At 67.6% G+C, this 14,986-nt stretch carries 17 protein-coding genes; 13 read left to right on the top strand and 4 right to left on the bottom strand.

Translation table 11 applies throughout. The annotated features are described in order from the left end of the window. Positions 1–13 precede the first annotated feature (13 nt). Positions 14–580, bottom strand: a complete 567-nt coding sequence (locus ACZ5XO_RS13345; RefSeq protein ID WP_464162844.1) for a DUF1700 domain-containing protein — start codon at positions 578–580, stop codon at positions 14–16. Next, positions 577–993, bottom strand: a complete 417-nt coding sequence (locus ACZ5XO_RS13340; RefSeq protein ID WP_464162843.1) for a PadR family transcriptional regulator — start codon at positions 991–993, stop codon at positions 577–579. The genes ACZ5XO_RS13345 and ACZ5XO_RS13340 overlap by 4 nt, the downstream gene beginning before the upstream one ends. Positions 994–1,241: 248 nt before the next feature. Here ACZ5XO_RS13340 and coxB point away from each other — a divergent pair, with 248 nt between their 5' ends. The 11 genes from coxB (at position 1,242) to ACZ5XO_RS13285 (ending at position 11,416) form a co-directional block, all read left to right on the top strand. Beyond that, on the top strand, positions 1,242–2,231 hold the full coding sequence (gene coxB, locus ACZ5XO_RS13335) for a cytochrome c oxidase subunit II (RefSeq protein WP_464162842.1): 990 nt from the start codon (positions 1,242–1,244) through the stop codon (positions 2,229–2,231). A gap of 22 nt (positions 2,232–2,253) precedes the next feature. Beyond that, positions 2,254–3,906, top strand: a complete 1,653-nt coding sequence (gene ctaD, locus ACZ5XO_RS13330) for a cytochrome c oxidase subunit I (RefSeq protein ID WP_464162841.1) — start codon at positions 2,254–2,256, stop codon at positions 3,904–3,906. A gap of 64 nt (positions 3,907–3,970) precedes the next feature. Then, a complete protein-coding gene (locus ACZ5XO_RS13325) occupies positions 3,971–4,939 on the top strand; it encodes a heme o synthase (RefSeq protein WP_464162840.1) in 969 nt (322 codons plus the stop codon). A 4-nt stretch (positions 4,940–4,943) separates the two neighbouring features. After that, entirely contained in the window at positions 4,944–5,198 is a 255-nt protein-coding gene (locus ACZ5XO_RS13320; RefSeq protein WP_464162839.1) for a hypothetical protein, read from the top strand. Positions 5,199–5,242: 44 nt separating this feature from the next. Next, a complete protein-coding gene (locus ACZ5XO_RS13315) occupies positions 5,243–5,761 on the top strand; it encodes a cytochrome c oxidase assembly protein (protein WP_464164925.1) in 519 nt (172 codons plus the stop codon). A gap of 55 nt (positions 5,762–5,816) precedes the next feature. After that, the gene (locus ACZ5XO_RS13310) at positions 5,817–6,695 is read left to right on the top strand and encodes a cytochrome c oxidase subunit 3 (protein WP_464162838.1); all 879 of its coding nucleotides are present in this window, start codon (positions 5,817–5,819) and stop codon (positions 6,693–6,695) included. Between the two features lie 59 nt (positions 6,696–6,754). Beyond that, entirely contained in the window at positions 6,755–7,102 is a 348-nt protein-coding gene (locus tag ACZ5XO_RS13305) for a DUF983 domain-containing protein (protein WP_464162837.1), read from the top strand. Next, positions 7,099–7,821, top strand: coding sequence for an SURF1 family protein (locus ACZ5XO_RS13300; RefSeq protein ID WP_464162836.1), 723 nt, complete (start codon positions 7,099–7,101; stop codon positions 7,819–7,821). The genes ACZ5XO_RS13305 and ACZ5XO_RS13300 overlap by 4 nt, the downstream gene beginning before the upstream one ends. Positions 7,822–7,871: 50 nt before the next feature. Then, positions 7,872–9,086, top strand: coding sequence for a M16 family metallopeptidase (locus ACZ5XO_RS13295; RefSeq protein WP_464162835.1), 1,215 nt, complete (start codon positions 7,872–7,874; stop codon positions 9,084–9,086). Between the two features lie 42 nt (positions 9,087–9,128). After that, a complete protein-coding gene (locus ACZ5XO_RS13290; RefSeq protein WP_464162834.1) occupies positions 9,129–9,752 on the top strand; it encodes a GNAT family N-acetyltransferase in 624 nt (207 codons plus the stop codon). Beyond that, positions 9,749–11,416: a putative bifunctional diguanylate cyclase/phosphodiesterase gene (locus ACZ5XO_RS13285; RefSeq protein WP_464162833.1), complete on the top strand. Its 1,668-nt coding sequence runs from the start codon at positions 9,749–9,751 to the stop codon at positions 11,414–11,416. Before ACZ5XO_RS13290 ends, ACZ5XO_RS13285 begins: the two co-directional genes overlap by 4 nt. A 3-nt stretch (positions 11,417–11,419) precedes the next feature. Here the strand turns inward: ACZ5XO_RS13285 and ACZ5XO_RS13280 are convergent, their stop codons facing one another. Next, complete coding sequence (locus tag ACZ5XO_RS13280; RefSeq protein WP_464162831.1) at positions 11,420–11,989, bottom strand: YqgE/AlgH family protein; 570 nt, start codon at positions 11,987–11,989, stop codon at positions 11,420–11,422. A gap of 147 nt (positions 11,990–12,136) precedes the next feature. Here ACZ5XO_RS13280 and ACZ5XO_RS13275 point away from each other — a divergent pair, with 147 nt between their 5' ends. After that, positions 12,137–12,625 (top strand): redoxin family protein, encoded by a 489-nt coding sequence (locus ACZ5XO_RS13275; RefSeq protein WP_464162829.1) that lies wholly within the window; start codon positions 12,137–12,139, stop codon positions 12,623–12,625. A 23-nt stretch (positions 12,626–12,648) separates the two neighbouring features. Beyond that, positions 12,649–13,155, top strand: coding sequence for a very short patch repair endonuclease (locus tag ACZ5XO_RS13270; RefSeq protein WP_464162828.1), 507 nt, complete (start codon positions 12,649–12,651; stop codon positions 13,153–13,155). Here ACZ5XO_RS13270 and ACZ5XO_RS13265 read toward each other — a convergent pair. Then, positions 13,056–14,960, bottom strand: coding sequence for an ATP-binding protein (locus ACZ5XO_RS13265; RefSeq protein WP_464162827.1), 1,905 nt, complete (start codon positions 14,958–14,960; stop codon positions 13,056–13,058). The genes ACZ5XO_RS13270 and ACZ5XO_RS13265 overlap by 100 nt on opposite strands. Positions 14,961–14,986 lie beyond the last annotated feature (26 nt).

Here is a 14,986-nt window from a genome sequence, read left to right as displayed (position 1 = left end):
ATTCTCCCTTGGCTCAGGCTTGGGGTTCGAGCGCGGGCTTCAGCACGCGGTAGTGCAGGCGGGCGTACCAGATGGTGGCGTCGATCAGCCACTTGGTCAGCAGGGCCATCAGGGCGACCATGAAGACGCCCATGCCCATCAGACCGACGCCCAGAAGGGCCGCCGCCAGGGCGCCGCCGGGCAGGCCCATGAAGGAGCCGGCCACCATGACGAAGCCGCCGGCCACGAAGACCCCTATCCCGCCGATCAGCATGGACAGGACAGTGCCGAACACCGGCAGGGCGATGGGCAGCAGGATCAGGATGTCGATCGCGCCCAGGCCCAGGATGCCGAAGATGGCGCCGGCGGCGGCGGGGGGCGACTGTTCCTGGGTCCAGCGCTTGGCGCTGGCCTCGGCCTTCAGTTCGCGGGCCAGACGATCGGGATCGCCCAGGGCCTCGGCGACCTGCGCCTCGGTGCGGCCAGCGGCGGCGCCGTCGGCGAAGTGGCTTTCGTAATCGGCCACGATCTCATTGGCCGTGATGGTCGGCAGGCCGACCAGTCCGCGTTTCAGGCGGGCCAGAAATTCTGCGCGGTTCATTGTTCAGCTCCCCGTTGAGCGTCTGCGGATTGGTCCGTGAGGGCGGCCGGCTCGACCGGTGCGCCCGCCGCTATGGCTTCGCTGTGCGGCGCCGTGTTCGCCACCAGGGCCTCGACGGCCTGTGCGAAGGCCCGCCATTCGGCGGTCTGGCCTTCCAGGGCCGTTCGGCCCGCGTGGGTGAGGCGATAATACTTGCGCGACGGACCGCTGGATGATTCGACCAGATAGGTCTCGACCAGGCCGTCCGTCTGCATGCGGCGCATCAGCGGATAGATGGTGCCTTCCCCCATGCCGATGGCGTCGGACAGGCGGCTGGCGATTTCGTAGGCGTAGCTGTCGTCGCGGGCCAGCAGGGCCAGCACGCACAATCCCAGCACGCCTTTCTTCAGTTGGATGTCGATGGAGTCGGGCATGGCGTTCCCTTCGGTGATGACGAATGGATATCGCAAGGTATCATGCGCTGCAAGGTAGCTGTCGCTACATGACAGCGAATTAATCCGCCGAACTTTTGCCTCAACCCGCCACTTGAGCGTCTTGATCGCTTGGCAAGCGCTACCCGAGCCGATAAGGACCGGCCTGAAACGCCGAGGTCCGCAAGGGCCCGGGGGTGTTTGCGAATTGCTCGCAAGTATCGGCTGCGAAACGGTTTATGAGGAATCGAATGGGGATGGGCACGCGAGCCATGGCGCGGATCGGAGGCGGTGTCGCCGCGACCGCCCTTGCCGCCTTCTTCGCCGCGCCGGCATGGGCGCAGGATCTGCTGGGTCAACCGACCCCGGGCGGAATTGATCTGCAGCCGGCTGCGTCGCCGCTGAAGCACGAGGCGATCTTCTTCCACAATGTGGTGTTGATGCCGGTCATCACGATCATCACCCTGCTGGTGCTGGGCCTGCTGATCTGGATCGCCATCCGCTACAACAAGAAGGCCAACCCGACCCCGGCCAAGTGGAGCCACAACACGGTCATCGAGGTCATCTGGACCGTGGTGCCGGTGCTGATCCTGGTCGGCATCTCGCTGTTCTCGTTCCGCCTGCTGTTCGCCTACCACGACACGCCGGAAGTCGATCTGACGGTCAAGGTCACCGGCAACCAGTGGAACTGGGCCTATGAATACCCGGATCAGGGCGTGGCCGAGTACATTTCGAACATGACGCCCGAGGACAAGGCCCCGGCCCACCTCTATCGTCTGGCCGCCGACGAGCCGATGGTGGTTCCGGTCGGCAAGACCGTCGAACTGCTGATCACGGCCTCCGACGTGATCCACGCCGTCGCCCTGCCGGCCTTCGGCCTGAAGGTCGATGCGGTTCCCGGCCGTATCAACCACACCTGGTTCAAGGCCGAGAAGACGGGCGTCTACTATGGTCAGTGCTCCGAGCTGTGCGGCGTCGATCACGCCTTCATGCCGATCCAGATCAACGTCGTCACCGAGGCCGAGTTCGCCGCATGGGTCGCCTCCAAGGGCGGCTCCATGACGAAGAAGGCTGACGAAGCCGCCGCTGCCGCCGCCGCTGCCGCAACCGCCGCTGCTCCGGCCGCCGTGGTTGACGACGCTGCTGCTTCGGCCGCCGCCGCCGCCGCTCCGGCCCCGACCGCCGCCGCTCCCGCGGCCCCCGCAGCCGCTGCCGCGCCCGCCGCGCCGGCCGCCCAGTAACAGACGCGAGAGCCCAACGATCATGGCCACCGCTGCCGCAACACACGACGATCATCACGATCACAAGCCGGGTTTCTTCACCCGCTGGTTCCTGTCGACCAACCATAAAGACATCGGGATGCTGTACCTGATGTTCGCCATCTTCACCGGTCTGGTGGGCGGCGCCCTGTCGGGCCTGATCCGCTGGGAACTGGCCGAGCCGGGCATCCAGCTGTTCAAGGAAGGCACGATCATCCAGCAACTGGGGATCGTTGAGGCTTCCAAGCACGGCTACAACGTCACGGTCACGGCTCACGCCCTGATCATGGTCTTCTTCGTCGTCATGCCGGCGACCATGGGCGGCTTCGCCAACTACTTCACGCCGATCATGATCGGCGCGCCGGACATGGCCTTCCCGCGCCTGAACAACATCTCGTTCTGGCTGCTGTTCGCCGCCTTCGTCCTGCTGGTCATCTCGATGTTCGTCGACGGCGGCCCGGGCAAGGGCTTCGGCGGCGGCTGGACGGCCTATCCGCCGCTCTCCACCATGGGCCACACGGGCCCGTCGTTCGACCTGGCGATCTTCTCGCTGCACGTCGCCGGCGCCTCGTCGATCCTCGGCGCGATCAACTTCATCACCACCATCTTCAACATGCGCGCGCCGGGCATGACCCTGCACCGCATGCCGCTGTTCGCCTGGGGCGTGCTGATCACGGCCTTCCTGCTGCTGCTGTCGCTGCCGGTTCTGGCGGGCGCCATCACCATGCTGCTGACGGACCGCAACTTCGGCACCAGCTTCTTCGATCCGGCCGGCGGCGGCGACCCGGTGATGTACCAGCACCTGTTCTGGTTCTTCGGCCACCCCGAAGTCTACATCATGATCCTGCCGGGCTTCGGCATCATCTCGCACATCGTCTCGACCTTCTCGAAGAAGCCGATCTTCGGCTACCTCGCCATGGCCTACGCCATGGTCGCCATCGGCTTCATCGGCTTCATCGTGTGGGCGCACCACATGTACACCGTGGGCATGAGCATCAACCTGCGCGCCTACTTCGTGGCCGCGACGATGATCATCGCCGTGCCGACGGGCGTGAAGATCTTCAGCTGGATCGCCACCATGTGGGGCGGCTCCATCACCTTCAAGACGCCCATGCTGTGGGCGATGGGCTTCATCTTCCTGTTCACCCTCGGCGGCGTGACCGGCGTGGTCCTGTCGAACGCCGGCATCGACTACAGCCTGCACGACACCTACTACGTCGTGGCGCACTTCCACTACGTGCTGTCGCTGGGCGCCGTCTTCTCGATCTTCGCCGGCTTCTACTACTGGTTCGAGAAGATGTTCGGCGTGAAGTACAACGAGTTCCTCGGCGCGACCCACTTCTGGATCATGTTCGTCGGCGTGAACCTGGTCTTCTTCCCGCAGCACTTCCTGGGTCTGCAGGGCATGCCGCGTCGTTACATCGACTACCCGGAAGCCTACACCTACTGGAACCACATCTCGTCGGTCGGCTACCTGATCACCGTTGTCGGCGTCGGCGTCTTCCTGGTCATGCTGGCCGAAGCCGCGATCCGTCGTCGCAAGGGCGAAGCCAATCCGTGGGGCGAAGGCGCCACCACCCTGGAGTGGACCCTGTCGTCGCCCCCGCCGCACCACCAGTTCAACGAACTGCCGGTGGTCAAGGCGGACAACCACTGATCCGATCCGGATAACCCTGGAGAGGCCGCCCTTTCGCAACCGGAAGGGCGGCCTTCGGCTTTTTATGACCATGACCGACCGCCAAGCTCCCCTTGTGACCACCGCCCAGCCGGAAGACTTCTTCCAGCTGCTGAAGCCGCGCGTCATGTCGCTGGTGGTCTTCACCGCCGTGACCGGGCTGGTCGTGGCGCCGGGGCATTCCAACCTGCTGCTGGCCGCCATCGCGGTCCTTTGCATCGCCGTGGGGGCCGGTGCCGCCGGCGCCCTGAACATGGCGCTGGAAGGCGAGACCGACGCCCTGATGCGGCGCACGCGTGGACGCCCTGTCGCGGCGGGCCGCGTCCGCAAGAATGACGCCATGGCCTTCGGCGTCGTCCTGTCGATCTTTTCGGTCATGCTGCTGGGCATGACGACCAACTGGCTGGCGGGCGGACTTCTGGCCCTGACCATCGTCTACTACGCGGGCTTCTACACCCTGCTGCTCAAACGCCGGACGCCCCAGAACATCGTCATCGGCGGCGCGGCCGGCGCCTTCCCGCCGGTGATCGGCTGGGCGGCGGTGACGGGCGACGCGCCCTGGCAGGCCTGGCTGCTGTTCGCCATCATCTTCCTGTGGACCCCGCCGCATTCCTGGGCCCTGGCCCTCTACTCGGCCGGCGACTACGCCAAGGCGGGCATCCCGATGATGCCGGTGGCGCGCGGCGCCCGGTCGACCCGCCTGCAGATCCTCATCTACAGCCTGATCTTCGTGCCCGTGGCCATCGCCCCGGCCTTCCTGGGCCTCGGCGGCGTCGTCTATCTGGCGGTGTCGGTGGCCGGCGGTCTGTTCTTCCTGGCCCTGGCCTTCCGCCTGTGGCGCTCGCGCGCGGGCGACCAGCCGGACAAGGCCGAGGCGGTGGGGCGAGAGGCCGCATTGTATGACGTCCGGGCGGAGGCCAAACCGGCGCGTAACCTGTTCGCCTTCTCCATCCTGTATCTGATGGCGCTGTTCTCGGCCTTGCTGGTCGAACAGCTGCCGGGCCTGGGAGCCTGACCGCGTGACCCGTCCTGATTTTGTCAAACTGACCGACGAGCAAGTTCAGGCGCGCAAGCGCCGCAACGTGGCCATCGCCCTGGGCCTGGTCGGCTTCATCGTCCTGGTCTTCATCGTCACCGTGACGAATCTTCAGCGCAACACCGAGGCCCGCAAGGCGGCCGAGGCGGCGGCTCTGGCCACCGTCGAGCGCGCCGACCCGGCTCTGCCCGCGCCCGCCCCCGTCGAAGGGGCGCCGGTTTCGGAGCCGGCGCAGTGAAGGACCGCAAGAACCTCGTCGCCCTGATCTGCGCCGCCGTGGTCATGGGCATGACGGGCGCGGCCTTCGCCGCGGTGCCGCTGTATCGTCTCTTCTGTCAGGTTACAGGCTTCGACGGCACGGTGAAGAAGGCCGAGGCGGCGCCGACCCAGATTCTGGATCAGAGCGTCCTGATCCGCTTCGACACCAACGTCCGCAACCTGCCGATGGAGTTCAAGGCCGAGCAGGTCAGCCAGCGGGTGCGAATCGGCGAGACCGGCATGGCCTATTTCAAGGTGACCAACACCTCGGATCAGCCGATCCACGCCACGGCGGCCTATAACGTCGTGCCCGAGCGCGCCGGTCCCTATTTCCAGAAGCTGCAGTGCTTCTGCTTCGAGGGGCAGGAAATCGGTCCCGGTGAAACCGCGGAATTCCCCGTCCAGTACTTCGTCGCTCCCGAGATCGCCACGGACGCCGAATCGAAGGGGGTGCGCGAAATCACGCTCAGCTACACCTTCTTCCCCACCAAGGGCTTCCAGCAGGCCGCTTCCGGTCAATCAGCTACTGGCAAAGCCGGATAGCGGACGCTATAGCCCCTGTAAGAACGATCTCTCGCCTTAATTCAGAGACCCTGGAATGGCCGACGCGCACGCGAAACCGCATCACGATTACCACCTGGTGGACCCGAGCCCCTGGCCGCTGATCTCGTCCCTGGCCTCCGTGGTCATGTTCGTCGGCGCGGTCATGTGGATGAAGGGCCTGTTCGGCCTGCCGGAAGGCACCAAGTGGCTTTTCTTCGCTGGTCTGGCGGGCGTCCTGTTCGCCATGTACGGCTGGTGGTCGGACGTCATCAAGGAATCGAAGAAGGGCGACCACACCCCGGTCGTCTCGATCGGCCTGCGTTACGGCATGGTGCTGTTCATCGCGTCTGAGGTGATGTTCTTCGTCGCCTTCTTCTGGATGTTCTTCGACATGGCGATCTTTAACGAGTCGCGCGCCATCATTCCCGAAGTCGGCAACTGGATGGACACGGGCAAGGCCTGGTCGACCTGGCCGCCCAAGGGCGTCGAGCTGCTGGACCCCTGGGGCCTGCCGCTGCTGAACACCGTCATCCTGCTGCTGTCGGGCACGACCGTCACCTGGGCGCACCATGCGCTGCAGGTCGGCGATCGCAAGGCCGCCAAGCTGGGGCTGCTGATCACGGTGCTGCTGGGGGTCCTGTTCACCGGCGTTCAGGCCTACGAGTATCACCACATCCTGCACGAGGGCTTCTTCTTCAACGAAGCCGCCGCCAACTCGAAGCTCTACGGTTCGATCTTCTTCCTGACGACGGGCTTCCACGGCTTCCACGTGCTGATCGGCACCATCTTCCTGGCCGTCTGCCTGCTGCGTCTGCAAGCCGGCCAGATGACGCCGCAGAAACACTTCGGCTTCGAAGCCGCCGCCTGGTACTGGCACTTCGTGGACGTGGTCTGGCTGTTCCTGTTCGCCTTCGTCTACGTCACCTTCGGGTGAGGACGGGCCAACCAGCCTCTGAACTTCAAACGGCGCGGGACGAGCAGTCCCGCGCCGATTTGCTTGGAGGACAGGCGATCCGGGCAGGTCTGCGCGGTCGCTGCCCGAACTGCGGGCAGGGGGCCCTGTTCCAGGGCTTTCTGAAAGTCCGCCCGGCATGCGCGGTCTGCGGTTATGATCTCGCCTCGGTCGAGACGGGCGACGGCGCCGCCACCTTCATCATGCAGATCGCTGGCTTCCTGGTCGGGTTTTCGGCCCTGGCGGTCGAGGTCGCCTGGCATCCCCCCATATGGCTGCATCTGATTATCTGGCTGCCGCTGGTCGCCGCCCTGGCGCTCGGCCTGATGCGCCCCGGCAAGGGGCTGATGACGGCCCTGCAGATGCTGAGAACCCGAGACCTGAAATGACGTCCGCCGCCCGTCCTCGTTTCCCGATCATCCTGACGATCCTCGCCGTCCTGTTGCTGGGCGTCCTGCTGGCGCTCGGCGTCTGGCAGGTGCAGCGGATGCAGTGGAAGGAGGGCCTGATCGCCTCGGCCGAGGCCGCCGCTGGACAGCCGCCCCTGCCGCTGGACGAAGCGTTGAAGCTCGACAACCCCGAGTTTCGCCGGGTGATCCTGACCTGCCGCGGCCTGTCGGCGGCGCCCTTCGTCGAACTGCAGTCCATCGAGAACAGCGACGCGGGCGTGCGTCTGGTCTCGACCTGTGCGGTTGAGGGCGGCCCGACCCTGCTGGTCGATCGCGGCTTCGTCTCCGCCGAGATTTCAAGCCGTCCGCCGGTCAACGCCGCCGACACCATGCCCGTGGTCATCACCGGCGTCCTGCGCCGCTCGCCGGCCCCCAGCGCCCTTACGCCGCCGCCCGCCGAGGGCCGCTTCTACGGCCGCGACGCCGAGGCCATGGCCCGCGCCCTGAAGGTCCAGGGGCCGGTCTCGCCCTTCACGGTCTTCGCCACCACCTCGACCAATCCCGACTGGGCCGCGCTGAAGCCCTCGGCGCCGCCCGCCGCCTTTACGAACAACCACCTGGGGTACGCCCTGACCTGGTTCGGTCTCGCCGTCGCCCTGATCGCCTTCTATGCGGTGCTGCTGCGCCGCCGAATGACCCGCAAGGACACCGCATCCTGACCGCTCGCCTTCACACCCTGTCCAACGGCGTCCGCGTCGTCTGCGACCCCATGCCCGGTCTGCGGACCTTCGCCCTGACCGTCGCCGTGCGTGGCGGGGCGCGGATGGAGGACGAGGCCCGCTCAGGCTGGTCGCACCTGCTGGAGCATCTGGTGTTCAAGGGCGCCGGCGGCATGGGGGCGCGCGATATCGTCGAACGCATCGAGGCCGAGGGCGGCTCGATCAACGCCGCCACCGGCTATGAGCGCACCAGCTTTGAGATACGCGCCCTGCACGGCTCCTTGCCCCTGGCCATGCAGGTGGTGTCGGATCTGGTCTTCCGCCCCACGCTCGACCCGGTCGAGATCGTCCGCGAGAAGGATGTGGTGGCCCAGGAGATCGCCGAGGCCTTTGACACCCCCGACGACCACGTCTTCGAGATGGCCCAGACCCAGGCCTACGCCGGGCAGTCGCTGGGCCGGCCGATCCTCGGCACGGTGGACAGTCTGAAGACCGCCGACCGCGCCGCCGTGGCAGACTGGCGCGCCCGGCTCTATTCGCCGGACCGCATGGTGGTGGCGGTGTCCGGCGCTGTCGACGAGGACGAGCTTCTGGCCCTGGCCGAGCGCTGGTTCGGCCAGGAGGCGGCGACGCCGCTGGACCCCCTGGCGCCCGCCGTCTTCGTCGGCGGCGAGGCCAGGCTGACGCGCAAGATCGAACAGGCCAACCTGGTCTTCCAGTTGCCGTCCATGGGCGCGCTGGACCCGCGTCTGCCGGCCCTGCGGCTGTTCACCGAGATCCTCGGCGGCGGCATGGCCTCGCGCCTGTTCCAGAGTGCGCGCGAGGACCGGGGTCTGGCCTACGCCATCGACGCCTATCAGGAGGCCTATGAGGATGCAGGCCTGCTGGGAATCTACGCCGGGGCGGCCGCCGACCGCGCCGTCGAACTGGCCGAGGTCAGCGCCGCCGAACTGCTGGACCTGGCCGAGAAGGGCCCGACCGACGCCGAACTGTCGCGCGCCAAGGCCGTGCTGAACGCCACCCTGTGGATGGCTGACGAAAGCCCCGCCAGCCGCGCGGGCCGCAACGCCGCCCAGACCCTGGTCTTCGGCGCGCCGGTTTCGTCCGAGGACAGCGCCGCGCGCATCCTGGCCCAGACCAGCGATGACCTGCGCGCCGTGGGGCGTTTGATGATCGAGGCGGGGCGGTCGGCCACGGCGGTGCTGGGGCCCAGGGCCGCTGCGCCCGCGGGCGCCGCCTTCGCCGCGCGATTGAAGGCGAGCTAAGTCGTGGCTGGCGTCGGCGGCGCTTCTCGGTAATCTGCCGCCATGGCCCTGTTCGACTGGATGGCGGAGGCGACCGGACCGGTCCTGCGCGGACAGGGGGTCCTGCTGCGTCCGCCGCGTCCGTCGGACCATGCCGAATGGGCCGAGCTTCGCGGCGGCTCACGCGATTACCTGCAACCCTGGGAGCCGGCCTGGGCCGAGGATGACCTGACCCGGTCCGCCTTTCGACGCCGCCTCGGCGTCTATGCGCGCGAGATGGAGCTGGGCACGGCCTGGCCCCTGTTCGTCTTCGATCCGGATGAAGAGCGGCTGATGGGGGCGATGACCCTGTCCAATATTCGACGCGGCGTGGCCGAGACGGGCACCCTGGGCTACTGGATCGGCCAGCCCTATGCGGGCCAGGGCGTCGGCACGGCGGCGGCCAAGGCCATGCTGGGCTTCGCCTTTGGCGCTCTGAAGCTGCACCGGGTCGAGGCGGCCTGCGTGCCGACCAACCAGGCCTCGCGCCGGGTTCTGGAAAAGGCGGGCTTTCGGCACGAGGGACTGGCGAAGGCTTATTTGAAAATTAACGGCGCATGGGCAGATCATCTGCTGTTCGGCGTCATCGAGGACGAGTTCGTCCCGGGGCCGACTGCGTTCAGTTCTTACACCCGGGATTCGCTTTGAGCACACGATCCAGAGCCCTGGCCTGGGACCCGACGACGGCGATCGAGGCGCTGGCCGCCGCCGACGCCGCCCTGTGGATCTGGACGCCGGCCGACGACCAGATTCGTTTCACCGGCGCGACCCGTTCGCTGGGCCTCGGCCCGCTGGCCCCGGAATGCTCGGGCGCCGCCTTCGCCGCCCTGGCCATGCCCCAGGACCGCGCCCTGGCCGATCGTCTGCTCAAGCCTCAGGCCGAAGGGACCGAGATCGCCGTGCGCCTGCGCATGCGCGGTTGCGAGACCTGCCTGTGGCGCGGCGTCTGGCTGGAGGACGGTCTGCGCGCGGCCGGGGTCGTGGCGCTGGAAACCAAGTTCGCGGGCGCGGACCGTGACACCCTGACGGGTCTGCTGGACCGCCGCACCTTCCTGGTTCGGGTGGCCGAGACCCTGGCCCAGCCGGGCGACTATGAGCTGGTCGTGGCTGACGTGGATCGTCTGCGTCGCCTTAACGAGGCCCTGGGCCATGAACGCGCCGACTTGGTGCTGTCGGCTCTGGGGTCGCGTTTGTCCGGCGCTTTTGCTCAGGACTGTCTGCCTGCCCGCATCGGCGAGGATGAGTTCGCGGTCCTGGCCCCGCGCGGCGTCACCAGCGCCAGCGAACGTCTGCGCGAGGCGCTGGAACAGCCGCTGCGCGTCGCCGGCTTCGACATCTATCCGACCGTCTCCATCGGCGCGGTCGCCGCCGAGGGCGGACCAGATGCGCCCGATCCCGCCGAGTTGCTGCGCCGGGTCGAACTGGCCGTGGAACAGGCGAAGACCGCCGGGCGTGGCGGCGCCGCCGCCTATGGCCGGGCGCTGGAAACCGACAGCCTGTCGCGGCTGGCGCTGGAATCGGACCTGCGCAACGCCTTCGTGCGCGGCGAGATCGAGCCCTTCTACCAGCCTATCGTCAACCTGAAGACCGGCGCCGTCGCGGGCTTCGAGGCCCTGGTGCGCTGGCGCCACCCGCAGCGCGGTCTGGTGCCGCCGGACGAGTTCCTGACCCTGGCCGATGAAATGGGTCTGATGAACGAGCTGGGCCTGCTGATGATGACCCAGGCGGCGCGTCAGCTGGCCGAATGGCTGCATCGTCATCCCGGCGCGGGCAAGCTGTTCTGCAGCGTCAACCTGTCGGTCGGCGAGATCGAACGCCCGCACCTGGTCGAGGATGTCGCCCGCATCATTCAGGAAACCGGCCTGCCGCGCGGCGCGCTGAAGCTGGAAGTCACCGAGGGCGACATCATGCGCGACACCGCCCATGCCGCCGAGGTCCTGACCCAGCTACGCGAGGCGGGGGCCAGTCTGGCGCTGGACGACTTCGGCACCGGCTTCTCGTCCTTGTCCTATCTGGCGCGACTGCCCTTCGACACGCTGAAGATCGATCGCTACTTCGTTCTGACGATGAACAAGGACGAGGGCTCGGCCAAGATCGTCAAGTCGGTCGTCAACCTGGGTCGCGATCTGTCCCTGGAAGTCGTGGCCGAAGGGGTCGAGAACGCCGAACTGGCCGGCCTGCTGCTGGACGCCAGCTGCCACTACGGCCAGGGCTTCGGCTACGCCCCCGCGCTTCCGGCCCAGGAGGCCGAGGTCTATCTGAACGAATCCCTGGCCGACGGCTCGGCCCCGATCAAGGCGCGCTCGGCCTAGAGGTCAGGCCCGCCCGCTCTGGGTCGACAGACGGGCGGCGTCGACGCCCAGACCGGCCAGGGCGCGGCTCCATTTGGTCGTATAGTCGGCGTCAAAGATCAGGTCGGGATCGGCGTCGGCGGTCAGCCAGACGTTCTCGCCGAGCTCCTCCTCCAGCTGTCCCTCGCCCCATCCGGCATAGCCCAACAGCAGAATCGACTGCGCCGGCCCGTCCTCGGGATCGCTCATGGCGCTCAGGGCGTCGCGCGTGCCGGTCACGGCCAGGCCGTCGCCGAAGGTCATGGTGACGTCCTCATTGGTCCAGTCGTCGGTGTGCAGGACAAAGCCGCGCTCGCGCTCGACCGGTCCGCCGATCAGCACCGACCGGTCCGACATGGCGTCGAAGACGGGAGTGTCCAGCTTCTTCAGCACTTCGGACAGGGTGACGCCCGGCGCCGGCTGATCCAGCCGCAGGCCCATGGCGTGCTCGTCGTCGTGGGCGCAGACCAGGATGACGGCGTGGCGGAAACGGTCGTCGTCTATGCCCGGCATGGCCACCAGAAGACGCCCGGTCAGGGAGGAGAAGGCGGTCATGTCCCTATCATCGGGGGGCGGTGGCCCCGATGCAAGATGCGGCTTATCGGGAGAAGACGAAGCCGCCTTGGCGATTGCCGTCGCGCTCTCTATCTGAGGATCTGAACGCCGCCCGGATGTCCCGGGCCTTCAGCCCCGGAGACCCCCATGACCATCCAGATCGGCGACCGCATCCCCGACGCGACCCTGACCACCATGACCGCTGACGGCCCCAAGCCGGTCACCACGTCTGAACTGTTCGGCGGCAAGACGGTCGCCCTGTTCGCCGTCCCCGGCGCCTTCACCCCGACCTGCTCGGCGCGCCACCTGCCGGGCTATGTCGACAACCGCGCCGACCTGACCGCCAAGGGCGTCGACACCGTGGCCTGCCTGTCGGTCAACGACGCCTTCGTCATGGGCGCCTGGGCCCAGGCCAACGACCTGAACGGCACGGACGACATCATCATGCTGGCCGATGGCAACGGCGACTTCACCCGCAGCGTCGGCCTGGCCCTGGACGCCAAGGGCTTCGGCATGGGCGAGCGTTCGCAGCGCTACTCCATGCTGGTCAAGGACGGTGTGGTCGACCAGCTGAACATCGAACAGGGCGGCGAGTTCAAGGTGTCCTCGGCCGAGCACCTTCTGGCCCAGCTCTGATCGCGCCTGTCATGGTCTGATCCATGACGGACGTCTTCACCCCGGAACAACGCAGCGCGGTCATGCGTCGGGTGAGGGGGCGCGACACCGCGCCCGAGCTCAAGGTCCGGCGGATGCTGCGCGCCGCCGGGATCGGCTACCGTCTGGGCGGCTGCGGCTTGCCCGGACGGCCCGACGTGGTGATGAAGGGGCGCAAGCTCGTCGTCTTCGTCCACGGCTGTTTCTGGCATGGCCATGACTGCCCGCGCGGGGCGCGAAAACCCAAGGCCAACGCCGGCTACTGGGGCGCCAAGATCGAGCGTAATCGTACGCGCGACGCGCGGGTCGAGGCGGCCTTGTGCGCGGAAGGTTGGCGCGTGACGAAGGTCTGGGAATGCCGCTTGCGAGACCCGGCCTTCGAGGCTGCTTTCCTGGCCGAGATCCGGGGCGATCAGGCCGCCGCGCTCTCGGCGGCGGCGGCGGCCTCGTCCAGCACCTGTGACAGGGCCCCCAGCAGGGAGCCGGGCGTCAGGGGCTTGGACACGAAGTAGTTCATGCCCGCGGCCGTGCAGGCCGCGATGTCCTCGGGCGCGGTGTCCGCTGTAACGGCGATGACCGGCACCAAGGCGTTCATCCCGCCCCCGGCGCGCAGGCGGCGTGTCGTCTCCCGCCCGTCCAGCTCCGGCATGCGGACATCCATGAAGACCACATCGAACTGGCTTCGCCCACAGGCGTCCAGGGCCGCCATGCCGTCCTCCGCCATGACGATCTCGCAGTCGATGGTCTGCAGGATCAACTGGATAGCGCGCCGATTGATGGCATGGTCATCGACGATCAGCACGCGAAGCGAGGCGGCGTCAGCCTCTTCTGCCGGGAGAGGCTGGGCCTCGGCCTCGACACTGACCGGCAAGGCGGGCGGCGCCTCCGGTTCGGGCAGGGGCTCGGGCGGGGAGACCATCGGGGCGGACCGGGCCAGCGGACGGGTGATGGTCGCGCGCGCCTCAGGCGCCAAGGCGGGCTGGATGTCGATCGCCGCACCGCGAGGAAGAATCAGGGATACGGTGAAGATGGATCCCTGGCCCGGGGTGCTGCGGACCGTCAGGCGTCCGCCCATGAGGCCGAGCAGGTCACGACTGATGGCGAGGCCCAGGCCTGAGCCGCCATACCGTTCAGCCACGCCCTCGGCGGTCTGATCGAAGGGCGTGAAGAGGCGCTCCAGTTGACGGGGGCTCATGCCGGAGCCGGTGTCCGCGATGTCGATCAGCAGGACATGGGCGCCGTGTTCGTCCGGCCAGGACTGCAGGCGCAGGGTGATGGCGCCCTGGTCCGTGAACTTCATGGCGTTGGAGATCAGATTGTTCAGAACCTGGCGCAGGCGCATGGCGTCGCCGCGCACCATCTGCGGCATCTGGCGGGCGCCCTCCATCCGCAGACGCAGCCCCTTGGCGCGCGCCGGGCCCTGCCAGAGGCGCGCGGTCTGGGACAGCAACAGGCGCAGGTCGAAGTCGCGGCTCTCGATGTTCATGCGTCCCGCGTCCAGACGGGCGTGGTCCAGCAGGTCGTCGAGCAGATCCTTCATCATCATGCCGGCGTCGGTGATCAGGGCGACCTGCTGACGCGTCGAGGCGGAGCGCCCGGCGCGATCCAGCTCGTCGGCGCCGGTCAGGATGGCGCTGATCGGCGTGCGCAGATCATGAGCCACGGCGGCCAGAAAGGCGCTGCGGCTGGCCATGGCCGCCTCGGCCTCGGCGCGCTTGCGATCGGCCTCGATACGGGCCTCTGTCTCCGCCCGGTTGGCGCGGAACAGATGGCGTCGCGTGTTCAGACAGAAGACCGTGTAGGACAGGATGGCCACCGAGACGGCGGTGACGATATGCGGGGCCGCGCCCGAGCGGGCCATGAACAGCGGGGTCAGGGCGAAGATCGCCAGCTGAGGCAGGACCGTGCAGGCGAAGATGCGCATCGATCCGGCGGACATGATGACCGAGTTGATCATGCCGGCCGACAGCAGAACGGACGCCGCCACGCCGCCCATGGCGCCGCCGACAATCCATAGAGGCACCGCGATGACGCCGAAGAAGCCGGCGTTCAGCATCAGAACAAGATCGCCGTAAACGCCGCGCCAGCCGACCGGTTCTGTGACCTTGCCAGCGACGACGGGCGCGAAGACCTCGGCCTCCAGAAACTGGATCAGGGTGTAGATCGCCAACCAGATGGCGCTGAAGCGCCAGCCCAGCATGGGGCTGAACACCAGGGCGGTCGCCGCGCCCATGACGATGCGTTGCAGCATCGCCTTGCGGCGTTGGCGGATTGCGGGCGCCCAGATGGTCGGGGCGTCGGCGGCGGTTTGCGTCATGCGACCTTCCGAGCAGGCGAATTCGC

This window comes from Brevundimonas sp. T2-11, from assembly GCF_055397675.1.
This window is presented reverse-complemented; position numbering and strand designations above follow the sequence as displayed.

Excerpts from the sequence above, each read along its gene's own strand:
- ACZ5XO_RS13345 (WP_464162844.1), bottom strand. The coding sequence starts at position 580 with ATGAACCGCGCAGAATTTCTGGCCCGCCTGAAACGCGGACTGGTCGGC.
- ACZ5XO_RS13265 (WP_464162827.1), bottom strand. The coding sequence starts at position 14,960 with ATGACGCAAACCGCCGCCGACGCCCCGACCATCTGGGCGCCCGCAATC.
- ACZ5XO_RS13290 (WP_464162834.1), top strand. The coding sequence starts at position 9,129 with ATGGCCCTGTTCGACTGGATGGCGGAGGCGACCGGACCGGTCCTGCGC.
- ACZ5XO_RS13325 (WP_464162840.1), top strand. The coding sequence starts at position 3,971 with ATGACCATGACCGACCGCCAAGCTCCCCTTGTGACCACCGCCCAGCCG.
- ACZ5XO_RS13270 (WP_464162828.1), top strand. The coding sequence starts at position 12,649 with ATGACGGACGTCTTCACCCCGGAACAACGCAGCGCGGTCATGCGTCGG.
- ctaD (WP_464162841.1), top strand. The coding sequence starts at position 2,254 with ATGGCCACCGCTGCCGCAACACACGACGATCATCACGATCACAAGCCG.
- ACZ5XO_RS13340 (WP_464162843.1), bottom strand. The coding sequence starts at position 993 with ATGCCCGACTCCATCGACATCCAACTGAAGAAAGGCGTGCTGGGATTG.
- ACZ5XO_RS13315 (WP_464164925.1), top strand. The coding sequence starts at position 5,243 with ATGGGCATGACGGGCGCGGCCTTCGCCGCGGTGCCGCTGTATCGTCTC.
- coxB (WP_464162842.1), top strand. The coding sequence starts at position 1,242 with ATGGGGATGGGCACGCGAGCCATGGCGCGGATCGGAGGCGGTGTCGCC.
- ACZ5XO_RS13300 (WP_464162836.1), top strand. The coding sequence starts at position 7,099 with ATGACGTCCGCCGCCCGTCCTCGTTTCCCGATCATCCTGACGATCCTC.
- ACZ5XO_RS13280 (WP_464162831.1), bottom strand. The coding sequence starts at position 11,989 with ATGACCGCCTTCTCCTCCCTGACCGGGCGTCTTCTGGTGGCCATGCCG.
- ACZ5XO_RS13295 (WP_464162835.1), top strand. The coding sequence starts at position 7,872 with ATGCCCGGTCTGCGGACCTTCGCCCTGACCGTCGCCGTGCGTGGCGGG.
- ACZ5XO_RS13310 (WP_464162838.1), top strand. The coding sequence starts at position 5,817 with ATGGCCGACGCGCACGCGAAACCGCATCACGATTACCACCTGGTGGAC.
- ACZ5XO_RS13275 (WP_464162829.1), top strand. The coding sequence starts at position 12,137 with ATGACCATCCAGATCGGCGACCGCATCCCCGACGCGACCCTGACCACC.